Below are 23,818 nucleotides of genomic sequence, written 5' to 3'. Positions count from 1 at the left end.
TGGTCGCGCAGGCCGGGGTAGGCGGCGGAGCTCGCGCCGCGCAGCTGGGCCGTGCCGTCGCCGGAGTTGACGCCGCCGGTGCGGGTGATCCGGAAGGCGGGGCCGGTGCCCGCGCTCTTGCCGCCCTTCAGATAGTGGTCGAACCATGCACGCACGCGTGCCTGGACCCGGCCCGCCTCCATGTCGCCGCCGTCATGGCCGCCCGCGATCCAGTCGACGTCCACGGGGGCGCCGTTCGCCCGGATCGCCCTTTCGGCCGCGTCGGACTGGGCGAGGGTGAACAGGGAGTCCGTCTGACCCTGCAGCAGCAGCGTGGGCACCTTGATGCGGGAGCCGACGGCGGACGGAGAGCGCTCCTCCAACAGCTTGCGGGCGGCCGCGTCCGGGGTGCCGGACTCGGCGACCCTGTCGTACATCCGGCACAGCGCGGGTTCGAAACGGGCGCAGCCGCCGCCGGTGTTGAAGAAGATGCCGGTCCACAGCTTCTTGAACACGCCGTTCGGGAACAGGGCGTCCGCGAGGTTCCAGTACGTGATGGCCGGGGCGATGGCGTCGACCCGGTGGTCGTACCCGGCAGCGAGCAGGGAGATCGCGCCGCCGTAGGAGCCGCCGGCCAGGCCCACGCGCGGGTCGCCCGGTTTGTCGAGCCGGACCTCGGGCCGCCTGGCCAGCCAGTCGATGAGCCGGGAGACGTCGGCGACCTCGGCCTTCGGGTCGTTGAGCCCGATCTTGCCGGTGGAGGTGCCGAAGCCGCGCGCGGACCAGGTCAGGACCGCGTACCCGTCCCGGGCGAGGTCCTCGGCCTGGCCGCGCATGTCGTCCTTGCTGCCGCCGAAGCCGTGCGCCAGCAACACGGCCGGGTGGCGGCCGGGGCCGGCCGGGGCGAAGAACGAGGTGTCCAGGCGCACGCCGTCGACCGCCATGACCTGGTCGCTCTCGCGGACCGTGCGTGTGTCCGCGGAGGCGACGGCCGCGGTCCAGGTCCCAGCGCCGACGAGCACCACGACGGCGGCCGCGGCGGCGACCAGCCTGCGCGGCCCCTTGAGCAGCCCCCGCACCGAGGGCAAGCGCTTCCTCAAACGCCCCCGGAGGGGCGGGCGAAGATCCATGCCTCAACGGTACGGGCCGCCACCGACAACCGACGGAGCCGCTGGGCTGAACACCCGCCCCTCCCCCAGGAGTACGGGGTCTGCCCGGCGTACACCAGCCGTGGTACGAAGACGCATGGACATACGCCGGGCCGCCACCGTCGCCGAAGTCGTCGCCGCCGAGCACCTGTTCGACAACCCGGCGCGCCCCGAGTGGGCGGAGCGTTTCCTCACCACTGCCGGGCACCATCTGCTGCTGGCGTACGCCGACGGCGGGCCGGCCGGCTTCGTCAGCGGGGTCGAGACGGTCCACCCCGACAAGGGCACCGAGATGTTCCTGTACGAGCTGGCCGTGGACGAGCCGTACCGGCGCCGGGGCATCGGGCGGGCGCTGGTGGAGCGGCTGGCCGCGCTGGCCCGGGAGCGGGGCTGTTACGGCATGTGGGTCGGTGTCGATGCCGGGAACGACGTCGCCCTTGCCGCCTATCGCAGTGCGGGCGGCAAGGACGACGGGACGTGCACGGTGCTGACGTGGGACTTCGCTTCGCGTGACGCCTGAGAGCGAGCCCCGCACCCCACCCGGGGCCTACGCCTGGGCCGGCTCGGCTTCCCGGACGTCCTCCGGGAGGGACACCAGCCAGCGGGTCGCGCGGCGCGGGCGGAGGTAGAAGGCCCAGTAGAGGGTGGCGACGGCGGTGATGCCGCCGGTCCACAGGAGGTACGACGGGTCCTGCTCGACCAGGATGTAGACGAGGACGGCGATCAGCAGGACCGGCATCGCCGGCCACAGCGGCATCCGCCATGCCTGCTTGCCGCCGTGCGCGCCGCGCCGGCCGAGCAGCGAGGCGATCGCGACCAGCAGGTACAGGCCGGTGACGGCGACGCCGGTGACGCCGTAGAGGGTGTCCAGGTTGACGAAGCAGAGGAACGCGCCGGGGACGCCGACGACGAGGGTGGCGACCCAGGGGGAGCCGAACCGGCCGAGCTTGGCGAGGGCGTTGTTGACCGGGGAGGGCCAGGCCTTGTCGCGGGCGGAGGCGAACAGGACGCGGGAGTTCTGGATGACCATGACGATGCCCGCGTTGATGATCGCGAGGGCGACGCACAGGCTGACGAAGGTGCCGACGGCCGAGTTGCTCCAGGCGATGACCATGCTGGAGATGTCGCCGCCGGTCAGGGCCTTGAGGTCACCGGCGCCCAGAGTGATCGCCACGACCGGCACCAGGATGACGACGCTGGAGATGGCGAGCGTCGCGAGGACGGTACGGGCGACGTTGCGGCGCGGGTTCTCCAGCTCCTCGGAGAGGTAGACGGCGGTGGAGAAGCCCTGGGTGACGAAGAGGGCGATGGCGAGCCCGGAGACGACCATCATGGCCGTGACGGCGTTGACGTGCGCGTGCTCGCCGGCGACCTGCAGGGAACCGAGGCTGCCCAGGCCGCGGTGCGCGTGACTGAAGCCGAGGACGGCGACGACTCCGGCGGCGACGACCTCCAGGACCAGGAAGATGCCGGTGATCCAGGCGTTGGCGCGCAGGTCCAGCAGACCGGCGAGGGTGGCCGCGAGCATCACGCCGGCGCCCGTGAGGGACGGGTCGAGGTGGACGACCGGGGCGAGGTAGTCGGCGGTGCCCATCGCGATGACCGGAGGGACGATCATCACGACGAGCAGTGACATCACGAAGGCCAGCCAGCCGGCGAGCCGCCCGGCCAGGGTGGAGACCATGGCGTACTCGCCGCCCGCGCTGGGGATGAGGGTGCCCAGCTCCGAGTAGCAGAACGCCACGGGTATACAGAGCAGCGCGCCGATGGCGATGCAGAGCGCGGTCGCCGTGCCCAGGCTGGAGAAGAGGTCGGGCACGATCACGAACAGCGTGGAGGCGGGCGTGACGCACGACAGCGTCAGCAGGGTGCCGCCGACGACACCGATGGAACGCTTCAGGCCCGGCGCCTGGGCGGCGGGCGCGGTATCGGCCACGGACTGCGGGAGCGTGTCGGTCATGCGGCGGTTCCGATCGTCGTACGGCTGAGGGTGGGGTCGGGAGCGCTATCGCCTCCGGCGGATCGTCCTGCGTTCGTCTCGTCCGCTCCCGGCCCGCATAGAGAACCCCGACGAAAACCAGCGCGTCAATGGCCGTTCACCTTCGGAATCCGCACATGCGATTTCCCTTACGGAACATCACATTCCCAGGCGGTGACGCCCCATAGAGGCATTCATCAAGCTCTCGGCGAATGTGACCTTGCTTTCAAAGGTCATCTCCACATAGCCCCTTCGCCATCCGTTTCGTCCCGCATAAACGGGAACCGCAGCCGGGGCGTCAAAAAAATGTCAGGCCGTCCGGAATCCGGACGGCCTGACAACGGGTTCTGGCTGCGGTCAGTGGTTGCGCGGGAAGCCCAGGTCCACGCCCGCCGGGGCCTCGGACGGGTCGGGCCAGCGGGTGGTCACGACCTTGCCGCGGGTGTAGAAGTGCGTGCCGTCGTTGCCGTAGATGTGGTGGTCGCCGAAGAGCGAGTCCTTCCAGCCACCGAAGGAGTGGTAGCCCACCGGCACCGGGATCGGCACGTTCACGCCGACCATGCCCGCCTCGATCTCCAGCTGGAAGCGGCGGGCCGCGCCACCGTCCCGGGTGAAGATCGCGGTGCCGTTGCCGAACGGCGAGGCGTTGATGAGCGCCACGCCCTCGTCGTAGGTGTCCACGCGCAGCACGCACAGCACCGGGCCGAAGATCTCGTCCTGGTAGGCCTTGGCGCTGGTGGGCACCTTGTCGAGCAGCGAGATGCCGATCCAGTGGCCGTCCTCGAAGCCCTCGACCGTGTAGCCGGTGCCGTCCAGCACGACCTCGGCGCCCTCGGCCGCCGCGCCCTCGACGTAGGAGGCCACCTTGTCGCGGTGGACCTTGGTGATCAGCGGGCCCATCTCGGACGTCGGGTCGTTGCCCGGACCGATCTTGATCTTCTCGGCGCGCTCGCGGATCTTCTCCACCAGCGTGTCGCCGATCGCGCCGACCGCGACGACGGCCGAGATGGCCATGCAGCGCTCGCCCGCGGAGCCGTAGGCGGCGCTCACCGCGGCGTCCGCGGCCGCGTCCAGGTCGGCGTCCGGCAGGACCAGCATGTGGTTCTTGGCGCCGCCGAGGGCCTGCACGCGCTTGCCGTTGGCGGAGGCGGTGGTGTGGATGTAGCGGGCGATCGGGGTCGAGCCGACGAACGAGACGGCCTTGACGTCCGGGTGCTCCAGGAGCCGGTCCACGGCCACCTTGTCGCCGTGTACGACGTTGAAGACGCCGTCCGGCAGACCGGCCTCCGACAGCAGCTCGGCGATCCTGATGGAGGCCGACGGGTCCTTCTCGGACGGCTTCAGCACGAAGGTGTTGCCGCACGCGATCGCGATCGGGAACATCCACATCGGGACCATCGCCGGGAAGTTGAACGGCGTGATGCCCGCGACGACACCGAGCGGCTGGCGGATCGCGGCCACGTCGACGCGGTTCGCGACCTGTGTGGACAGCTCGCCCTTGAGCTGCACGTTGATGCCACAGGCCAGGTCGACGATCTCCAGCCCGCGCGCGACCTCACCGAGCGCGTCGGAGTGCACCTTGCCGTGCTCGGCGGTGATCAGCTCGGCGATCTCGTCGCGGTGGGCGTCCAGCAGCGCGCGGAACCTGAAGAGGATGGTGGTCCGCTGGGCCAGCGACGAGCGGCCCCAGGTCGCGAAGGCGTCCTTGGCCGCCGCGACGGCCGCGTCCACCTCCTCGACCGACGCGAACGCGACCTTCGTGGTGACCGCGCCGGTCGCCGGGTCCGTGACCGGCCCGTACGTGCCCGACGCGCCTTCGGCGGTCTTGCCGCCGATCCAGTGGTTGACGATCTTCGTCATGCCCAGAGACTCCTTATTACAGATGGCGGCGTCGGGTCGAGACGTGCCGTTCGTACAGCTCACGTGCCTTGACCGCGGACGATCTGGTCGCGGTCTCGGCCACAGGAACATCCCACCAGGCCTGCGCCGGGGGCGCGCCCGACACAGTGTCGGACGTTTCGGTCTCCACGTAGACACATGTGGGAGTGTCGGCGGCCCGCGCCTCGGCGAGCGCCGCGCGCAGCTCCCGCACGGTCTTCGCGCGCAGTACCCGCATACCCAGGCTGGCCGCGTTGGCGGCGAGGTCGACGGGCAGCGGGGCGCCCGTGAACGTGCCGTCCTCGGCCTGGAAGCGATACGCGGTGCCGAACCGCTCGCCGCCCACCGACTCCGAGAGCCCGCCGATGGACGCGTACCCGTGGTTCTGCACCAGCAGGATCTTGATCGCGACGCCCTCCTGTACGGCGGTCACGATCTCCGTCGGCATCATCAGATAGGTACCGTCGCCGACCAGCGCCCACACGTTCCGCTCCGGCGCGGCCAGCTTCACGCCGAGCGCGGCCGGGATCTCGTAGCCCATGCAGGAGTAGCCGTACTCCAGGTGGTACTGGTCCACCGACCGCGCCCGCCACAGCTTGTGCAGATCGCCCGGGAGCGAGCCCGCCGCGTTGACGATGATGTCGGACTCGTCCACCAGGGCGTCCAGGGCCCCGATGACCTGCGGCTGGGTCGGCCGTACGTCGATCTCCCCGGCCTCGAAGCAGGCGTCGACGCGCTGCTCCCAGCGCTCCTTGTCCTCGGTGTACTCGGTGACATAGGAGTCCTGGACGCGGTGGCCGTGCATCTGAAGGGCCTCGGTCAGCTCGCCCAGGCCGCTGCGGGCGTCGGCGACCAGCGGGAGTCCGGACAGCTTGTGGCCGTCGAAGGGCGCGATGTTGAGGTTCAGGAATCGGACGCCCGGATGCGCGAAAAGAGTGCCGGAGGCGGTGGTGAAGTCGGTGTAGCGGGTGCCGACGCCGATCACCAGGTCGGCCGTGCGGGCCAGTTCGTCGGCGGTCGCGGTGCCGGTGTGGCCGATCCCGCCGACGTCCTGCGGATGGTCGTACCGCAGGGAGCCCTTGCCGGCCTGGGTGGAGGCGACCGGGATGCGGGTGACCTCGGCGAACTCGGCGAGGGCTGCCTCGGCGCGGCTGTGGTGGACTCCGCCGCCCGCGATGACCAGGGGCCGGCGCGCGTCGCGGATCACCCGGACCGCCTCGGCCAGCTCGACGGGGTCCGCGCCCGGCCGGCGTACCGTCCACACGCGCTTGGCGAAGAACTCCTCCGGCCAGTCGAAGGCCTCCGCCTGCACGTCCTGCGGCAGGGCGAGCGTGACCGCGCCGGTCTCGACCGGGTCGGTGAGGACCCGCATGGCCTGCAGCACCGACGGGATCAGGGCCTCGGGCCGGGTGACGCGGTCGAAGTACCTCGACACCGGGCGCAGGCTGTCGTTGACCGACACATCGCCCGCGTACGGCACCTCCAGCTGCTGCAGCACCGGGTCGGCGGGGCGGGTCGCGAAGACGTCGCCGGGCAGGAGCAGGACCGGGAGGTGGTTGATGGTCGCGAGGGCCGCGCCGGTGACGAGGTTGGTGGCGCCGGGGCCGATCGACGTCGTCACCGCGTGCGTGGACAGCCGGTTGGACTGCCGGGCGTAGCCGACGGCCGCGTGCACCATGGACTGCTCGTTACGGCCCTGGTGGTACGGCATGGCGTCGGCGTACTCGATCAGCGCCTGGCCGAGGCCGGCCACATTGCCATGGCCGAAGATGCCCCAGGTGGCGCCGATCAGCCGCTGCCTCTCGCCGTCGCGTTCGGTGTACTGGGCGGCGAGGAAGCGGACGAGCGCCTGGGCGACGGTCAGCCGGATCGTCATCGGTATCCCCCTGTGGTCTCGGTGTGGTCCGGGTGGAAGCAGATCCGCCACTCCCGGGTCTCGCCGGGGCCCGCCATGACGTTCAGGTAGTACATGTCATGCCCGGGCTGGGCGATGGACGGGCCGTGCCAGCCGTCGGGGACGAGGACGGCATCACCGGAACGGACCTCGGCGAGCACGTCCGAGCCGCCCTCTCGCGAGGGGAACACGCGCTGATAGCCGAGACCGCTCGGGCCGTCGATCTCGAAGTAGTAGATCTCCTCCAGCTCGGACTCCTGGCCCGGTCGGTGCTCATCGTGCTTGTGCGGCGGGTACGAGGACCAGTTGCCGCCCGGTGTGATCACCTCGACGGCGATCAGCTTGTCGCAGTCGAAGCCCTGTCCGTCAGCGCCTCCGGCGCGGGCCGCGGAGGCGAAGTTGCGCACCTTGCGGGCGCAGGTGCCGCTGCCGCGCTCCTCGACGGGGACCTCCGGCGCGGGGCCGTAGCGGGCGGGGAGTCGTCGCTCGCACTTCGCTCCTGCCAGGGCGAAGCGGCCTCCCGCGCCGGAGGCGATCTGGACCCGGGCGTCCCGGGGCACGTACGCGAAGTCGGAGACGTCCGCGAACACGCTGTCCCGGCCCAGGAGTTGGAACTCGTTTTCCTCAGTGTGGACGGTACATCCGCCGCGCAGCGGAAGCACGATCCACTCGCTGTCGCCGGTGGTGAACGTATGGCTGCCGCCGGGCGCCAACTCGACGACACGCAGGCTGCTGTGTGTCCAGCCGGCCAACTTGGGATCGATGTCGACGGTGTACTGGGCGTTCGCGGTGGCGCCCCTGGGCAGATGCAGATCGGTGCTGGTCATGCGGCCCTCACAGCAGTCCTACGGCGGTGTCCACGGCGGCGGCCACATCGCCGTCCGCCGGGTACAGCAGCGAGCGGCCGACCACCAGGCCGCGCACGGTGGGCAGTTGGAGCGCGCCGCGCCACTTCTCGTACGCGGCGACCTGGTCCTCGGGCGAGTCCCCGATGTCACCGCCGAGCAGCACGGCCGGCAGGGTCGAGGTCTCCATGACCCGGGCCATGTCGTCGGGGTTCTCGGTGACGGGCACCTTCAGCCAGGTGTAGGCGGAGGAGCCGCCGAGGCCGGAGGCGATGGCGATGGACCGGGTGACCGCCTCGGCCGACAGGTCGTTCCTGACCTTCCCCTCAGGGCCGCGGCGGCTGATGAACGGCTCCACGAACACCGGCAGCCGGCGCGCGGCCATGTCGTCGATGGCGCGGGCGGTGGACTCCAGGGTGGTCAGGGAACCCGGGTCGTCGTAGTCGATCCGCAGCAGCAGTTTGCCCGCGTCGAAGCCGAGCCGCTGGAGGTCCTCGGGGCGGTGCCCGGTGAAGCGGTCGTCCAGCTCGAAGCGCGCGCCCTGCAGACCACCGCGGTTCATCGACCCCATGACGACCTTGTGGTCGAGGGCGCCGAGCAGCAGCAGGTCGTCCAGGATGTCGGCGGTGGCGAGGACCCCGTCGACGCCGGGCCGGGACAGCGCCAGGCACAGCCGTTCCAGCAGGTCGGCGCGGTTGGCCATGGCGAGCTTGCGGTCGCCGACGCCGAGCGCGCCGCGGGCCGGGTGGTCGGCGGCGACGATCATCAGCCGGCCGTTGTCGTTCAGCAGCGGACGGCGTGCCCGGCGGACGGCGGCCTCGGCGATCGCCTCGGGGTGATGGGTGCGGATGCGGACGAGCTCGGCGACATCCACACGTGGGGTGCGGGTGCCGGAGCCGCCCTCGGTGTGGGTGCCCGTGACCCGGCCGGCCCTCACAGCACCGCTCCCGCGTCGAGCACGGCGGCCACCTCGTCCGGGGTGGGCATCGCCGACGAGCACTCCAGGCGGGAGGCGACGATGGCGCCGGCCGCGTTGGCGTGCCGCATGATCGTCTCCAGATCCCAGCCCGCGAGGAGGCCGTTGCAGAGGGAGCCGCCGAAGGCGTCTCCGGCGCCGAGTCCGTTGAGGACGGTGACGGGGAGGGGCGGGACCTCGGCGGACTCGCCGGTGCGGCTGACGGCCAGGACACCCTTGGGTCCCTGCTTGACGACGGCGATCTCGACCCCGGCGTCCAGGAGCGCGCGGGCGGCGGCATGCGGGTCGCGTACGCCGGTGGCGACTTCCACCTCGTCCAGGTTGCCGACGGCGACGGTCGTGCGCTTCAGCGCCTCGGCATAGAAGGGGCGGGCCTCGTCGGGGTGGGTCCAGAACATCGGGCGCCAGTCGAGATCGAAGACCGTCGTGCCCGCCTTCGCCCGGTGGGCGAGGGCCGCGAGGGTGGCCGTACGGCTCGGCTCCTCGCTCAGGCCGGTGCCGGTGACCCAGAAGATACGGGCCTCGCGGATGGCGTCGAGGTCCAGGTCATGGGCGTCGATCTCCAGGTCGGGCGCCTTGGGCCGCCGGTAGAAGTAGAGCGGGAAGTCGTCCGGCGGGAAGACCTCGCAGAAGGTGACCGGGGTCGGGAGCCCGGCGACCGGGGTGACCCAGCGGTCGTCGACGCCGAAGCCGCGCAGTGCCTCGTGCAGATAGGTGCCGAACGGGTCGTCGCCCGTCCGGGTGATCACGGCGGTGTGCCGGCCGAGCCGGGCCGCGGCGACCGCGACGTTCGTCGCCGACCCGCCGAGGAACTTGCCGAAGGACGACACCTGGGCGAGCGGGACACCGGTTTGCAGCGGATAGAGGTCCACTCCGATCCGCCCCATGGTGATCAGGTCGTAGGCCATCGGCTTCCCTTCGTCACGACTCTCCCCGGTTTTGTAGTCCTGTACGCCGAGCCCTGTCAATGTTTTGTCCAGACATTCGGACCAGTGGACTGACTCATGCGAGAAGAGCCCGCTCGCCTGCCGGGTTCCTGTTGTCGTGCGAGTGCGGGCCCCGCACCCCTGAGAGGGTGCCCGCGTCGCTCGTACCATGAGTGCCGTGTCGACCGTGCCTGCTCGGCCTCATCCGGCGTTGCGGCCGGGAGTGATCAGTTACCGCGGGATACGGGTGGCCCTCGACCGGCCGCGCCGTCGGCTGGAGACGCCGATCGGGGCTGCCACGCTGCTGCTGGGCTTCGAACAGCCGGTGCGCATTTCCCGGGCCGGGCGGCCCCCGGTGAGCCTGGTGTCCGTCGTCAACGGGCTGACCACCCTGCCCGCCCTCGGTGAACACGGTGGCCGGCTCTCCGGGATCGAGGTGCTGCTCGCGCCATGGGCCGCGTTCACGCTGTTCGGCACGCCGCAGTACGAGCTGGCCAACCGCTCGCTGGATCCGGACGAGTTGGCCGGCTCGACGGGCGTACCACTCGGCGAACTCGCCGCCGCGCTCGCCGTGTTGCCCGGCTGGCCGGAGCGGTTCGCGCTGCTCGACCGGGTGCTGCTGGAGCGGCTGCGCGCGGGCGTGCCCGTGTCCGAGCGGGTGGTGCACGCCTGGTCGCTGCTGGGGCGCAGCGCCGGCCGGGTCCCGGTGCCCCGGCTGGCCGAGGAAGTGGGCTGGAGCGTACGGCACTTGGAGAACCGCTTCCGGCAGCAGATCGGCCTTGCGCCGAAGGCGGCGGCCCGGGTGCTGCGGCTGCAGCGGGCGCGGCGGCTGCTGACCGCGGGACACGGACAGGCGGAGACCGCGGCGATGTGCGGGTACTACGACCAGGCGCACTTCAGCGGCGAGTTCAAGACCATGACCGGCTGCACGCCGGGGGAGTTCCTGGCGGCCCGGCGGCTGCCGGCCGCGAGCGCCCTGGCCGACCGGCTGGCGGGCGAGCCGACGAGCCTGCTTCTCAGCTCCGGCCGCGGTGCGCTTTTTTCCAAGACCCGCGCAGGAACCACCGGGCACGCTGATCGCCCGGCCGTCGGACTCCCGAGGCGGATGGGGGCGTCCGGGGGCCAGGGGGAGCCGGCCCGGGAAGCGCCCTGACCGGGTCGGTACCCCCTGGGGAGGCGGCCGCCGGAGATGCGGGGGAAGCGGGGGAAGCGGGCGGGCCGGGTCTGACGCAGCGGACCCGGCCCGCCACCCCGGCCATTGACTCGGCTTGATGGCTTGATGACTTGATGGCTTGTTACAGCTGACCCTGGATCGGTGTGGGCGCAACGCGCCGTGCCGGCGCCCCGGCGTGCGCCTTTGCGCTGACTGTGTCACAAACGCCCTCTCTGTGTCACGTGCGTCCCGCGTACGCGAATTGTGCGTCACAACGCATCGACAGGCACTGCCCTCCGGTCACTGTGCGTCGTTCACCGGATACAGGCTTGTGATCGCCAGCGCAGCGCCCGGCTCCCCCGACGGCCACCCCCGGCCGCCGCTGTGGCGCGCGCAGGGAGGTGCAACTCATGACCGACCAAAGGCTCTGGTCCTACAAGGAGATCGCGGCGCACATCAGAGTGCAGCCGGACACCGTACGGTCCTATCGCAAACACGGGCTGCTGCCTCCGCCCGACCATGTGGAGGGCGGCAAGCCCTACTGGTACGCCGACACCGTCCGCGCCTGGGTCGCCTCCCGGCCGGGCAACCGCGGCCGCTACCTGGACTGACCCCGGCCGGTCCCCCCCGCCGCCGGAAGAAAATCTCCTGTGCCCCACCGTCCGGGTGGGGCACAGTCGCTCCATGCGCTTCTCCGTCAAACCCACCCTGACCGGCCGGAAGACCGTACTGCGGTCCTTCACCGAGGCCGACGCCGACATCATGTGGGAGATCATCGCCGACCCCGAGGTCCTCCGCTTCACCTTCGACCCGTCCACCGAACTCACCCTGGAGCGGCTGCGGTCCTGGTACGGCTCCCGGGCCGGCGCGCCCGACCGGCTCGACCTGGCCGTCACGGACCCCGGGACCGGCGAGGTCCTGGGCGAGGTCGTGCTGTACGAGTACGACCCGGCCGCCCGAAGCTGCACCTTCCGCACCCTCATCGGCCCCCGGGGCCGCGGCCGTGGTGTCGGCACCGAGGCGACCCGGCTGATCGTCGGCTACGGCTTCGAGCAACTCGGGCTGCGCCGCATCCAGTTGGAGGTGTACGGCGACAACGACCGGGCCCGGCACGTGTACGAGAAGATCGGGTTCCTGGTGGAAGGGGTGCGCAGGCAGGCGCTGCCCAGGGACGGTGGCTGGGTCGACGAGGTGCTGATGGCCGTCCTCGACCGCGAGTGGGCCGCTCTCAACTCCACGGCTCGATGACCGTGACCCCGGCCCCCGGTGCCGTACCCATCGCCGCGAGGGCCGCCGGTGCCGCGTCCAGCGTGATCGTGGACGTCACCAGCAGATCCGGGCACAGGACGCCGGAGCGTACCTGGCGGAGCATGCCGGGGTAGGCGTGGGCGGCCATGCCGTGGCTGCCGAGGAGTTCCAGCTCCAGGGCGATGGCACGGGCGAGCGGGACGGGCGTGGTGCCGTCCGGTGAGGGCAGCAGGCCCACCTGGACGTGCCGGCCGCGACGGCGCAGACCGTTCACGGAGGCCGCGCAGGTGACGGGCGAGCCGAGCGCGTCGAGGGAGAGGTGGGCGCCACCGTGGGTCAGCTCGCGGACGGCGGCGGCCGTGTCGCGCACACGGCCCGCGTCCAGGCACCACATGGCGCCGAACATCCGCGCCAGGCTGAGGGCTTCCGGTGACACGTCGACGGCGATCACACGGGCTCCGGCCGCTGCCGCGATCATCACCGCCGACAGCCCGACCCCGCCGCAGCCGTGCACCGCGACCCACTCCCCCGCCGCCACCCGGCCCTGCTGCACCACCGCGCGGAAGGCGGTGGCGAAGCGGCAGCCGAGGGCGGCGGCGGTGGAGTACTCCATGTCGTCCGGGATCGCGACCAGGTTGACGTCGGCGTGGTCGAGCGCCACGTACTCGGCGAAGGAGCCCCAGTGGTGGAAACCGGGCTGGGTCTGGCGTTCGCACACCTGCTGGTCGCCCGCCGCACAGGCCGGGCAGGTCCCGCAGGCGCAGACGAACGGCACGGTGACCCGGTCGCCAGGCCGCCAACCGGTCACCCGGGATCCGACCGCCTCTACGACACCGGCCAGTTCATGCCCCGGCACATGCGGCAGCGTGATGTCGGGGTCGTGGCCCATCCAGCCGTGCCAGTCGCTGCGGCAGAGGCCGGTGGCCTCCACCCGGACGATCACGCCGTGCTCCACAGGTTCCGGGTCGGGGACGTCCCGCACCTCGGCCGGCTTCCCGAACTGCTCGAACACCACGGCTCTCATGGGCCTCACCCTCCCATGGAAGTCCCCGGCCTCACACGCCCGCCGCCTCCCAGACACCACCCCGCCGACGTCACCCGCACGGCGCATGTCCGCCTCGGCATCCACCAGGCCGGCCTGGAGCTGGTCCTCGCCCCGCGGGTTTCCCCGGGTCCCCGTCCCGGACTGCGGCGCCCGGCACATCTGCCTACAGTGCGGATAGATCGCCCAGCAGCCGTCCGAGGGGACCGACGTGAGCCACTCCCCGCCTCCCGGCACGCCCAAGGCCCGCATACCCGGCCCCCAGCAGCCGCCACCGCCGTACCCCCGCATCAGGGCCGGCCTGTGGCAGCGCTGTCTGGGCGGCGGGCTCGCCCTGTGGTCGCTGACCGCATGGGTCACGTACGAGACGCGGAACACCATGCTGCTGCCGACGCTGATCCTGCTCGGCAGCTTTCTCGTACCGGTCGTCTTCGTGCTGTGGGCGTACGAGCGGCACGGCCGTGCCCTGGGCGTCAGCGCGATACTCGGCTGCTTCCTGACCGGCGGGACCCTCGGCGTGCTCGGCGCCTCGCTGATGGAGCCGTATCTGCTGCACCCCTCGCCCGGGCTGTTCGCCGGCGTCGGCCTGATCGAGGAGGCGGCCAAGCTCGCGGCGCTGGTGTTCGTGCTGCGCCGGCAGCCGTACCTGCGCGGGCCGCGCGCCGGACTGGTGCTCGGGGCGGCCGTCGGCTTCGGCTTCGCGGCCCTGGAGGGCGCCGGGTACGCCCTCGACGTGGCCGCCTCCGCCCAGGGCATCGACCTGCGCACCCTGCTGGAGACGGAGATCCTGCGCGGGGTGCTCGCCCCCTTCGGACACGGCCTGTGGACCGCGATCGCCGGCGGCGTACTGCTGTCCCGGCGCCGCCTGAACGGAGACTTCCGCCTCGCCGCGCCGGTGCTCGGCACCTACCTCGGCGTGTCCCTGCTGCACGCCCTGGGGGACGCCACGCACGGCCTCGCGATCTGGATGGTCGCCCGGCTGACCGGCCCCGGTCCGCAAGAGCGGCTGTTCGCCCAGGCGTACCTCGTCCGGCCGAACGTCGAGCAGGAACACCTGTTCACGTTGTTCTCGGTCGGCGGGCTGGCCCTGGTGGCCCTGGCCGGGGTCGGCTGGGCGCGGTCGCTGGCACGCCGGGACCCCTCTTGGAGAGGTACCCCCTAGGGGTATAGTGTGGAGAGCGTGGGGTTCCCTCGTGGGCCCCACCGGCCCCACCCGCCTCGACGAGGAGTAACGACATGACCGCCCACACCGACACCCCGGGCTCCGTCACCACCGTCTACAAGGTGACCGGCATGAGCTGCGGCCACTGCGAAGGCGCCGTCTCCGGCGAGATCTCCGAGATCCCCGGCGTCAGCTCGGTGAAGGCCGTTGCGTCGACCGGCGAGGTGACCGTGGTCTCCGAGACCCCGCTGGACGACGAAGCCGTGCGCGCCGCCGTGGACGAGGCCGGCTTCGAACTGGCCGGCAGGGCCTGAGCGGCGGGACACGTACGCGAGGCCCGAGCAGCGGGGGCTCGTACGAGAAACCTTTCCCCGACCGGGCCATGCCGACCAGCTGATACTGGATCCGTACGGCCCGGTCCGATGTCTGGAGTCCGGACATGACCAGCAGTACTGCAGAGACCGGGACAGCGAGCCCGATAGGCGAGACCTCCGAGGCCGAAACGTCCGAGGTCGAGCTGCTCATCGGCGGCATGACCTGCGCCTCCTGCGCCGCCCGGGTGGAGAAGAAGCTCAACCGCATGGAGGGCGTCAGCGCCACCGTCAACTACGCCACCGAGAAAGCGAAGATCGCCTTCGGTGGGGGCGTCGCAGTGGCCGACCTCATCGCCACCGTGGAGAAGACGGGGTACTCCGCCGAGGAGCCCGCGCCGCCGAAGCCGGAGCCGGAGCCCGAAGCGGCCGCGGAGACCCCCGAGCCGGATCCCGAACTCGGCGCCCTGCGCCACCGCCTGCTCGTCTCCGCGCTGCTCGCCGCGCCCGTCGTCCTGCTCGCGATGATCCCGGCACTGCAGTTCGACAACTGGCAGTGGCTGTCACTGACGCTCGCTGCACCCGTCGTCGTCTGGGGCGGCGCGCCCTTCCACCGGGCCGCCTGGACCAACGCCCGGCACGGCGCCGCCACCATGGACACGCTGGTCTCGGTCGGCACGCTGGCCGCGTTCGGCTGGTCGCTGTGGGCCCTGTTCTTCGGTGACGCGGGCATGACCGGAATGCACGACGAGTTCCGCTTCACCGTCTCGCGCATGAACGGCGCCTCCACCATCTATCTGGAGGTCGCCGCCGGGGTCGTCGCCCTGATCCTGCTCGGCCGCTATCTGGAGGCCCGCTCCAAGCGGCGCGCGGGCGCGGCCCTGAAGGCGCTGATGCGGCTGGGCGCCAAGGACGTCGCCGTACTGCGCGAGGGCCGTGAGGTACGCGTCCCCGTCGGCTCCCTGGCCGTCGGTGACCGGTTCGTCGTACGGCCCGGCGAGAAGATCGCCACCGACGGCACGGTGATCGAGGGCGTCTCCGCGGTGGACGCGTCCATGCTGACCGGCGAGTCGGTGCCGGTGGACGTCGGTCCGGGCGACCGGGTCACCGGCGCCACGGTCAACGCGGGCGGCCGGCTGGTCGTCGAGGCCACCCGGGTCGGCGCCGACACCCAGCTCGCCCGGATGGCACGGCTCGTGGAGGACGCGCAGAACGGCAAGGCCGAGGTACAGCGGCTCGCCGACCGGATCTCCGCGGTCTTCGTGCCCGTGGTCATCCTCATCGCCGTCGCCACCTTCGGCGTCTGGCTGGGGTTCACCGGCGACACGGTCGCCGCGTTCACCGCCGCCGTCGCCGTCCTGATCATCGCCTGCCCCTGCGCGCTCGGCCTCGCCACGCCGACCGCGCTGATGGTCGGCACCGGACGCGGCGCCCAGCTCGGCATCCTCATCAAGGGCCCCGAGGTACTGGAGTCCACGCGCCGCGTCGACACGGTCGTCCTGGACAAGACCGGCACCGTCACCACCGGCCGGATGACACTCCAGGCGGTGTACGTCACGGAGGGCGAGGACGAGAAGGAGCTGCTGCGGCTCGCCGGCGCCCTGGAGCACGCCTCCGAGCACCCGGTCGCCCGCGCGATCGCCGCCGGCGCCGAGGAACGCGCCGGAGCGCTCCCCCCGGTCGAGCGCTTCGAGAACGTCCCCGGGCGGGGCGTACGCGGGCGCGTGAGCGGCCGCGAGGTGGCCGTGGGGCGCCTCTATGACGTGCTGCCGCAGGAGCTGGCCCGGGCGGCCCGCGAGGCCGAGCAGGAGGGCCGTACAGCCGTCGTGGCCGGCTGGGACGGGCGGGCCCGCGGGGTCCTCGCCGTCGCCGACGCGGTCAAGGAGACCAGCGCCGAGGCGGTGGCCGAACTGCGCGCGCTGGGCCTGCGGCCGGTGCTGCTCACCGGGGACAACCGCACGGTCGCCGAGGCGGTCGCGCGCACGGTCGGCATCGACTCCGGGGACGTGTTCGCCGAGGTGCTCCCCGAGGACAAGGTGGACGTCGTACGACGGCTGCAGCGCGAGGGGCGGACCGTGGCCATGGTCGGCGACGGGGTCAACGACGCGGCCGCGCTCGCCACCGCCGACCTGGGCCTGGCGATGGGTACCGGCACGGACGCGGCGATCGAGGCGGGCGACCTGACCCTGGTCCGCGGTGACCTGCGGGTCGCGGCCGACGCCATCCGGCTGTCCCGGCGCACGCTGGCCACCATCAAGGGCAACCTGCTGTGGGCCTTCGGCTACAACGTGGCCGCGCTGCCGCTGGCCGCCGCCGGGCTGCTCAACCCGATGATCGCCGGGGCGGCCATGGCCTTCTCCTCGGTGTTCGTGGTGACCAACAGCCTGCGTCTGCGCCGCTTCCGCTGAAGTCCCGCGGGGTTACCGGCGGTTCACGCAAGCCGAAGTAAGAGACCCTCTAGAGTCCGGCGCGAGCCTCACATAAGCTCTTCACAAGGCTCGCGCATCTTCCTTACGCTTGGGCCCCGATCGTCGATCGGGGCTCTTGCGTACCTAACGGACATATGCAAGAGACGCAGATCACAGTGATGCGAACGTAACCATCGAAGGGGTTCGAAGGTCTAAGTTGGCGATGTCGGTTCGGCGTCTTGGGGGGCGTCAGCCGGCATCTGGGGATGTCTTGGGGGACTTCCTCAGAGATGCGTTGCCGGGGCACGCACACCGGGAAGCTTTGAGCGGCCCTCCCAGCGTGCGTTGTCCCGGCAGATCGCACCGCGTCACTGGAGCAGGGCGAGTTTTGCTCATTCTGCTCACCGACAGCGATTCAGGCGCTGTCCTCTCCGAGCGCCCGGCCGGATCCCGTGGGGGGAATCCGCACCGGGACATGGGAAGGCGCCCTGGTCGTCGGCCCGTGGGGGGACCGGCGCACCAGGGCGCCTTCTTCTTTTCGCTTGTCAGCACCGATGCTTCATTTGCCGGCACCGATGCTTCGCTTACCGGCACCGATTCAGGGCCCGCCGCCCAGGCAGACCCTGTCACTCAGTGCGCCGTTCAGCGCTCCTCGACCGGCACGAAGTCGCGGTCTACGGCGTCCGTGGCCGTGCTGACCGGAGGACGCGGCATCCGACAGCGGCTTCGCCGCGGGCCGGACCCCCGGCCGACCCCGGAGCCATCACCGGCCCAAGTCCAGGAAGCCGACCGACGCCGCCGGCAAGGAGGAGCGATCCACCGGGCGCCAGTGAACCGGCACCCCTCACCGGCAGGTGTCAGCGCTCCTCGACCGGCACGAAGTCGCGCAGCTCCACGCCCGTGTAGATCTGGCGCGGGCGGCCGATGCGGGAGCCCGGCTCCTTGATCATCTCGGTCCACTGGGCGATCCAGCCCGGCAGCCGGCCGAGGGCGAACAGGACCGTGAACATCTCGGTCGGGAAGCCCATGGCCCGGTAGATCAGACCGGTGTAGAAGTCGACGTTCGGGTACAGCTTGCGCTCGACGAAGTAGTCGTCGGAAAGGGCGTGCTCCTCCAGCTTCAGGGCGATGTCGAGGAGCTCGTCCTCCTTGCCCAGCGCGGAGAGCACATCGTGCGCGGCGGCCTTGATGATCTTGGCGCGCGGGTCGAAGTTCTTGTAGACCCGGTGGCCGAAGCCCATCAGACGGACGCCGTCCTCCTTGTTCTTCACCTTGCGGATGAAGGTGTCGACGTCGGAGCCGGAGTCGCGGATGCCCTCGAGCATCTCCAGCACGGACTGGTTGGCGCCGCCGTGCAGCGGGCCCCACAGGGCGCTGATGCCGGCCGAGATCGAGGCGAACATGTTCGCCTGCGACGAGCCCACCAGGCGGACCGTCGACGTGGAGCAGTTCTGCTCGTGGTCGGCGTGCAGGATGAGCAGCTTGTCGAGGGCGGCGACCACGACCGGGTCCAGCTCGAACTCCTGCGCCGGGACCGAGAAGGTCATACGCAGGAAGTTCTCGACGTAGCCGAGGTCGTTGCGCGGGTAGACGAACGGGTGGCCGATCGACTTCTTGTACGCGTACGCCGCGATCGTCGGAAGCTTCGCGAGCAGCCGGATCGTGGAGAGGTCGCGCTGCTTCTCGTCGTGCGGGTTGTGGCTGTCCTGGTAGAAGGTGGACAGCGCCGAGACGACCGAGGACAGCATGGCCATCGGGTGGGCGTCACGCGGGAAGCCCTTGTAGAAGTTCTTGACGTCCTCGTGCAGCAGGGTGTGCCGCGTGATGTCGTTCTTGAACGTCGTCAGCTCGTCGACGGTGGGCAGCTCGCCGTTGATCAGCAGGTAGGCCACCTCGAGGAAGGTGGAGCGCTCGGCCAGCTGCTCGATGGGGTAGCCGCGGTAGCGGAGGATGCCCGCCTCGCCGTCGAGGTAGGTGACAGCGGATTTATAGGCGGCCGTGTTGCCGTACCCGCTGTCCAGAGTCACCAGCCCGGTCTGGGCGCGGAGCTTCCCGATGTCGAAGCCCTTGTCGCCAACGGTGCTGTCGACCACCGGGTAGGTGTACTCGCCGTCGCCGTACCGCAGTACTACAGAGTTGTCGCTCACGTCTTCCCTCACCGACGTAGTGCCTCATCTTCGAGGTGCCCTGACTGTCTCTACCATCCCCCATTTGGCTCAGGAGAGTGCACTCGGGGTCGACCATTGGGCCCATTGGCGGCACTCAGTGCCGCCAACTTGCCCATCCTGCCCCCTCCGAACGGCATCTGGAAGTGCTCTGTGACCTTCACGACTCATTTGATCGATCATTTTTTGTGATGCAGGTCGCTGCGCCTGCCCAGAGGCAGGTCAGGAGTCCTGCAGCCGGAAGTCCAGTGCCGTGCAACGCCGTCCCGCGGACACCGTGCGCACCGCCTGTCCGATCGCCTTGCGTGAACCGACGAGGACAACCAGCCGTTTCGCCCGTGTCACCGCCGTGTACAGCAGGTTCCGCTGCAACATCATCCATGCGCCCGTGGTGACGGGGATCACGACGGCGGGATATTCACTCCCCTGCGAACGGTGGATGGTCACCGCGTACGCATGGGCCAGTTCGTCCAGTTCGTCAAATTCGTACGGAACCTCCTCGTCCTCGTCCGTCAGCACCGTCAGGCGCTGGTCGACCGGATCGAGCGACGTGACGACGCCGACGGTGCCGTTGAAGACACCGTTCTTCCCTTTCTCGTAATTGTTGCGAATCTGGGTGACCTTGTCGCCGACCCGGAAGACCCGACCGCCGAAACGCTTCTCGGGCAGATCGGGGCGGCCCGGGGTGATGACCTGCTGGAGCAGCCCGTTGAGGGTGCCCGCCCCGACCGGCCCCCGGTGCATCGGCGCGAGCACCTGCACATCCCGCCGCGGATCCAGCCCGAACCTGGCCGGAATCCGACGGGCCGCCACGTCCACGGTGAGCCGCCCGGCCTCCTCCGTATCGTCCTCCACGAAGAGGAAGAAGTCCTTCAGCCCGTCGGTGAGCGGATGCTGCCCCGCGTTGATCCGGTGCGCGTTGGTGACGACGCCGGACTGCTGGGCCTGCCGGAACACCCGGGTGAGCCGGACGGCAGGAAGGGGGCTCCTGTCGGCGAGCAGATCGCGCAGCACTTCGCCGGCACCGACGCTGGGCAGCTGGTCCACGTCCCCGACGAAGAGCAGATGGGCACCGGGGGGCACGGCTTTGACCAGCTTGTTGGCGAGGAGCAGATCCAGCATGGAGGCCTCGTCGACGACGACCAGATCGGCGTCGAGCGGCCGGTCCCGGTCATAGGCGGCGTCCCCGCCGGGCTTCAGCTCCAGCAGCCGATGGACGGTGGAGGCTTCCGCCCCGGTCAGCTCGGCGAGGCGCTTGGCGGCCCGCCCGGTCGGCGCGGCGAGCAGCACCTTGGCCCGCTTGGCACGGGCCAGCTCCACGATCGACCGCACGGTGAAGGACTTGCCGCAGCCGGGCCCGCCGGTGAGCACGGCGACCTTCTGGGTGAGCGCGAGCCGTACTGCGGCCTCCTGCTCGGGCGCGAGATCGGCCCCGGTACGCGTCTTCAGCCAGCCGAGGGCCTTGTCCCAGTCGACGTCCTGGAAGCCCGGCATACGGTCCTGGTCCGTGCGGAGGAGGCGGAGCAGCTGGGAGGAGAGGGAGATCTCGGCGCGGTGGAAGGGGACGAGGTAGACAGCGGTGACGGGTTCGGAGTCGCCACCGTCCGGCCCGGGCACCTTCTCCCGTACGACGCCGGGGTCGCCGCCGTCATCTGTTGTCCGGGCCAGTTCGGCGAGGCACTCGATGACCAGTCCGGTGTCGACGGCGAGCAGCTTCACGGCGTCGGAGATCAGCCGCTCCTCCGGCAGGAAGCAGTGCCCTTGATCGGCAGACTGCGACAGGGCGTACTGCAGACCGGCCTTGACCCTCTCCGGGCTGTCGTGCGGAATCCCGACGGACTGGGCGATCTTGTCGGCGGTGAGGAAGCCGATGCCCCAGACGTCGGCGGCGAGCCGGTAGGGGTGGTTCTTGACGACGGAGATCGAAGCGTCGCCGTACTTCTTGTAGATCCGCACGGCGATGGACGTCGACACCTCGACGGTCTGGAGGAAGAGCATGACCTCCTTGATCGCCTTTTGCTCCTCCCAGGCGTCGGCGATCTTCTTGGTCCGCTTGGGCCCGAGGCCGGGGACCTCGATGAGCCGCTTGGGCTCTTCTTCGATGATGCGGAGGGTGTCGGTACCGAAGTGCTGCGTGATCCGATCGGCGAAGACGGGCCCGATCCCCTTGACCAGCCCGGACCCCAGATATCGCCGGATGCCCTGGACGGTGGCGGGCAGGACGGTCGTGTAGTTCTCCACGTGGAACTGCTTGCCGTACTGAGGGTGGGAGCCCCAGCGGCCCTCCATGCGGAGGGATTCGCCCACCTGGGCACCGAGCAACGCACCGACGACCGTGAGGAGATCGCCGGCGCCTCTTCCGGTGTCGACCCGGGCGACCGTGTAGCCGTTCTCCTCGTTGGCGTACGTGATCCTCTCCAGCACGCCTTCGAGCACGGCCGTCCGCCGCTCACCGCTCGTGGGGGTTCCCGCCTGTTGAGCCATGATCCGACGGTACCGGTGGGGTGTGACAGCGGGGGCGTCACGCTGCGGTGCCTGTCAAAGCTGATCAGTCAAGTCCGGACCGCGTCCGCCCTCGGCTTCCGGCTCACCGACCCCGTACCCCTCGGCCCTGCCGAAATACGTCGGCTCACCCGGCTCAGCGATCACACCAAGCAGCGTCTCCAAGTCCTTGAGCGCGGCAGCGAGTCGTGGAGCATTCCGCTGGTGAACTTCCGGATGCGGCGTGCCGCGGAAGTCGAACGGGCCCCAGATGTCGTGGTGTACGGCAACATCGGCTGACAGACCAAGAGGCTCCGAGGAGACCGTCAATTCCACCAGACCGTATTCCTGACGCTGTGCGCCTCTTTCGTCGAACCACTTGCCGAGCCCTGTGATGAGAAAGCCGCTGAACTCGGCCTCCGGGAAACCGACAGGACGCAACTCTTCGATGCGCCGGGCCAACTGCTCATCGTCAAGCGGCCTCAGGAGCTGCAAACGTGTCTTCGCGACCGATCCCTTCCCCGGCACAGCCCAGTGCCACTCCAGGGCGCTCGGCCTCAACAGGTCGTACTTCTGCAGGACAGCGGACATCCGGGCAGCGGTGTCAAGCGCTGATTGCAATCCGGGCGGCGCGTAATCTTCCAGGTCCCAAAACCAGGACGCACATTCACGCGGCGCACGCATGAGCATGGACATCGATTTTTCCTTACGGATACGTAGGGCCGTTGGCCGGGACGGTGATCGAGCCATCCTCAAATCGCAGGACGAAGGTGGCGTTCGTTATCCTAGCGCGATGGGCGATGCGTCCGAGAATCTTGTCCGTGAGCGCTGCTTTGCTGTCATGCACGTCCAGGATGGCAACCTTCTGGCCGTCGATGCTTCCGATCAGCTGCTTCTCCGCGATACCTCGGGTCGCGCTATTGAGTCCCGACGCGCTTGCGACGTCCTTGAGTTGGGCCCCGTACTCGATCCGGTCGCCCGACTTGACCAGCACATCCAGGTCAAGACCGTCTTCCGGGACCTTCATCTCCAGGGCCAGCCCCTGCACACCACGGTTTTGCAGATCTGTGGCATGTTCCATCGCCATATAGACCGCAGGAGTCATGTCACTGTTCTTGCTGACCTGCTTGCACTGAGACAGGAGGTCGTCGTACCCGGGAAGGTCGGCCAGATTTCCTTCACTGATGTATTTGGCGATTCCGGCTCCATACTCACTCTTACGAAGTCCGGCTAGTGACTTTTCAATATCCGCCGGTGGCATCTTGGCGCGTGCGAGTTGCTCGGCAACCGTCGCCTCCTGATCCGGCTGCATACGCCCTGTCGGCGCGGACGGCCGTTCGTCTCCCTCGCTGTAGTCCACGCGCGGGGGCTCGTGACCGCTCCCGGGCCCGTTGTGTCCGGTTCCTGTCGGACCGTGACCCTGCCCGCTGGGCGCCTCCGTGGATCCACCAGTGGGACCGTCATGGCGGACCTCTTGGGGGCCGTCGCCATGATGTCCAGGGGGATCATCGGTGTGATGGCCACCCTGATCGCCGTGGGGCGTTTCATGGCTGGCGGCGGGGCCGGTCCCGTGCTCGTGGGCTGTGCCGCCGGGAGAGTGGTCGGCGGCGCCGCCGGGCACGTGGTCGCCTGTGCCGCCCGGGAGGTGGTGGTCGCCCAGGCCGCTGCCGCTGGGGAGGTGGTCGCCGCCGGCGTGGACGGTGGGGATTTCTCCCCCCGCGTGGACGCCTGGGGCCGTCGGGACGCTCTCGCCGACGCGGCCGGCGTCGTCGAGGCTGCTGCCCAGGCGGATGTGTTCGCCGGCCTGTTCCGCTGTGTGGGCGCCCGCGCCGACCAGTGCGGGTTCCCTCACCGGCGAGGGGGTGTGGGGGACGTTCGTGTCGGAGGGGGAGGTCAGCCCGTCGCCGCCCGGTTCCTTGGGGGCGTCCTCGACGTGCTGGACGATGTTGCCGTGGTGGTCACGGAGGTTGCCCTCGCTGTCGAAGTACTGGGCGGGGGAGGTGTCCCCGGTCGGCAGCTTGGTGGTGTTCTCGGGCAGGACCGGTGCGTCGTGGGGCAGTTTGACGTCGCCGTTCGGGAGTTCGACGCCGCCCTTGGGGATGTCCGCGCCCTCGGGGAGGTGAACCGTGCCGTCCGGCAGGTGCACCGTGCCCTCGGGGAGGGTGATCGCGTTGTCGGGGAGTTTGGGGATGTCGATCTTCCCGGCGCCCTTCAGGGCCTTGCT

The 23,818-nt window shown here is 70.3% G+C and carries 19 protein-coding genes and 1 pseudogene; 8 read left to right on the top strand and 12 right to left on the bottom strand.

What is annotated here, in order from left to right; translation table 11 throughout:
• Nucleotides 1-1,109, bottom strand: a 1,109-nt coding sequence (locus M878_RS76995; protein ID WP_209445562.1) for an alpha/beta hydrolase family protein, incomplete at its 3' end; no start/stop codon positions are given.
• Between the two features lie 115 nt (nt 1,110-1,224).
• Between M878_RS76995 and M878_RS76990 the strand changes: the two genes are divergently transcribed.
• On the top strand, nt 1,225-1,647 hold the full coding sequence (locus tag M878_RS76990) for a GNAT family N-acetyltransferase (RefSeq protein ID WP_023550622.1): 423 nt from the start codon (nt 1,225-1,227) through the stop codon (nt 1,645-1,647).
• Between the two features lie 27 nt (nt 1,648-1,674).
• Here the strand turns inward: M878_RS76990 and M878_RS76985 are convergent, their stop codons facing one another.
• From M878_RS76985 to iolC, 6 genes are all read right to left on the bottom strand, one after another.
• Nucleotides 1,675-3,087 carry an APC family permease gene (locus tag M878_RS76985; protein ID WP_023550621.1) on the bottom strand — a complete coding sequence of 471 codons (1,413 nt, stop codon included), beginning with the start codon at nt 3,085-3,087 and terminating at the stop codon, nt 1,675-1,677.
• Nucleotides 3,088-3,462: 375 nt separating this feature from the next.
• Nucleotides 3,463-4,965, bottom strand: a complete 1,503-nt coding sequence (mmsA, locus tag M878_RS76980; protein WP_023550620.1) for a CoA-acylating methylmalonate-semialdehyde dehydrogenase — start codon at nt 4,963-4,965, stop codon at nt 3,463-3,465.
• Nucleotides 4,966-4,981: 16 nt separating this feature from the next.
• Nucleotides 4,982-6,859, bottom strand: coding sequence for a 3D-(3,5/4)-trihydroxycyclohexane-1,2-dione acylhydrolase (decyclizing) (gene iolD, locus M878_RS76975; RefSeq protein ID WP_023550619.1), 1,878 nt, complete (start codon nt 6,857-6,859; stop codon nt 4,982-4,984).
• Nucleotides 6,856-7,704 (bottom strand): 5-deoxy-glucuronate isomerase, encoded by an 849-nt coding sequence (gene iolB / locus M878_RS76970; protein WP_023550618.1) that lies wholly within the window; start codon nt 7,702-7,704, stop codon nt 6,856-6,858. Before iolB ends, iolD begins: the two co-directional genes overlap by 4 nt.
• A 7-nt stretch (nt 7,705-7,711) precedes the next feature.
• The gene (locus M878_RS76965) at nt 7,712-8,596 is read right to left on the bottom strand and encodes a Cgl0159 family (beta/alpha)8-fold protein (RefSeq protein WP_031225954.1); all 885 of its coding nucleotides are present in this window, start codon (nt 8,594-8,596) and stop codon (nt 7,712-7,714) included.
• A 59-nt stretch (nt 8,597-8,655) separates the two neighbouring features.
• Nucleotides 8,656-9,606 carry a 5-dehydro-2-deoxygluconokinase gene (gene iolC / locus M878_RS76960; protein ID WP_023550616.1) on the bottom strand — a complete coding sequence of 317 codons (951 nt, stop codon included), beginning with the start codon at nt 9,604-9,606 and terminating at the stop codon, nt 8,656-8,658.
• A 196-nt stretch (nt 9,607-9,802) separates the two neighbouring features.
• On the opposite strand from iolC, the gene M878_RS76955 reads away from it, so the two are divergent.
• The 3 genes from M878_RS76955 (at nt 9,803) to M878_RS76945 (ending at nt 12,025) form a co-directional block, all read left to right on the top strand.
• Nucleotides 9,803-10,777: a helix-turn-helix domain-containing protein gene (locus tag M878_RS76955; RefSeq protein WP_245238222.1), complete on the top strand. Its 975-nt coding sequence runs from the start codon at nt 9,803-9,805 to the stop codon at nt 10,775-10,777.
• A 410-nt stretch (nt 10,778-11,187) separates the two neighbouring features.
• A complete protein-coding gene (locus M878_RS76950) occupies nt 11,188-11,388 on the top strand; it encodes a helix-turn-helix transcriptional regulator (RefSeq protein ID WP_023550614.1) in 201 nt (66 codons plus the stop codon).
• A gap of 73 nt (nt 11,389-11,461) precedes the next feature.
• Nucleotides 11,462-12,025 carry a GNAT family N-acetyltransferase gene (locus M878_RS76945; RefSeq protein WP_023550613.1) on the top strand — a complete coding sequence of 188 codons (564 nt, stop codon included), beginning with the start codon at nt 11,462-11,464 and terminating at the stop codon, nt 12,023-12,025.
• Here the strand turns inward: M878_RS76945 and M878_RS76940 are convergent.
• Nucleotides 12,006-13,049: a zinc-dependent alcohol dehydrogenase family protein gene (locus tag M878_RS76940; RefSeq protein WP_031225950.1), complete on the bottom strand. Its 1,044-nt coding sequence runs from the start codon at nt 13,047-13,049 to the stop codon at nt 12,006-12,008. The two genes, M878_RS76945 and M878_RS76940, sit on opposite strands and share 20 nt — an antisense overlap.
• A 229-nt stretch (nt 13,050-13,278) precedes the next feature.
• Between M878_RS76940 and M878_RS76935 the strand changes: the two genes are divergently transcribed.
• The 3 genes from M878_RS76935 to M878_RS76925 all read left to right on the top strand — a co-directional run bounded on the left by M878_RS76935 (nt 13,279) and on the right by M878_RS76925 (nt 16,948).
• Nucleotides 13,279-14,229 carry a PrsW family intramembrane metalloprotease gene (locus M878_RS76935; RefSeq protein ID WP_023550611.1) on the top strand — a complete coding sequence of 317 codons (951 nt, stop codon included), beginning with the start codon at nt 13,279-13,281 and terminating at the stop codon, nt 14,227-14,229.
• Nucleotides 14,230-14,303: 74 nt separating this feature from the next.
• Nucleotides 14,304-14,543: a heavy-metal-associated domain-containing protein gene (locus tag M878_RS76930; protein ID WP_023550610.1), complete on the top strand. Its 240-nt coding sequence runs from the start codon at nt 14,304-14,306 to the stop codon at nt 14,541-14,543.
• 125 nt (nt 14,544-14,668) lie between these two features.
• The gene (locus M878_RS76925) at nt 14,669-16,948 is read left to right on the top strand and encodes a heavy metal translocating P-type ATPase (protein WP_023550609.1); all 2,280 of its coding nucleotides are present in this window, start codon (nt 14,669-14,671) and stop codon (nt 16,946-16,948) included.
• 857 nt (nt 16,949-17,805) lie between these two features.
• On the opposite strand, the gene M878_RS76920 is transcribed toward M878_RS76925, so the two are convergent.
• From M878_RS76920 to M878_RS000000100240, 4 genes are all read right to left on the bottom strand, one after another.
• The gene (locus M878_RS76920) at nt 17,806-19,095 is read right to left on the bottom strand and encodes a citrate synthase (RefSeq protein WP_023550608.1); all 1,290 of its coding nucleotides are present in this window, start codon (nt 19,093-19,095) and stop codon (nt 17,806-17,808) included.
• A gap of 240 nt (nt 19,096-19,335) precedes the next feature.
• Nucleotides 19,336-21,597, bottom strand: coding sequence for an SF1B family DNA helicase RecD2 (gene recD2 / locus M878_RS76915; protein WP_031225948.1), 2,262 nt, complete (start codon nt 21,595-21,597; stop codon nt 19,336-19,338).
• Nucleotides 21,598-21,651: 54 nt separating this feature from the next.
• Complete coding sequence (locus M878_RS76910) at nt 21,652-22,290, bottom strand: hypothetical protein (protein WP_023550606.1); 639 nt, start codon at nt 22,288-22,290, stop codon at nt 21,652-21,654.
• Between the two features lie 10 nt (nt 22,291-22,300).
• Nucleotides 22,301-22,954 carry a hypothetical protein gene (locus tag M878_RS000000100240; protein ID WP_245238220.1) on the bottom strand — a complete coding sequence of 218 codons (654 nt, stop codon included), beginning with the start codon at nt 22,952-22,954 and terminating at the stop codon, nt 22,301-22,303.
• Nucleotides 22,955-23,056: 102 nt separating this feature from the next.
• Between M878_RS000000100240 and M878_RS000000100235 the strand changes: the two are divergent.
• Nucleotides 23,057-23,818: pseudogene (locus tag M878_RS000000100235) on the top strand (hypothetical protein); the annotation flags it as partial.

The organism is Streptomyces roseochromogenus subsp. oscitans DS 12.976 (assembly GCF_000497445.1).
Taxonomy (GTDB): domain Bacteria; phylum Actinomycetota; class Actinomycetes; order Streptomycetales; family Streptomycetaceae; genus Streptomyces; species Streptomyces oscitans.
This window is presented reverse-complemented; position numbering and strand designations above follow the sequence as displayed.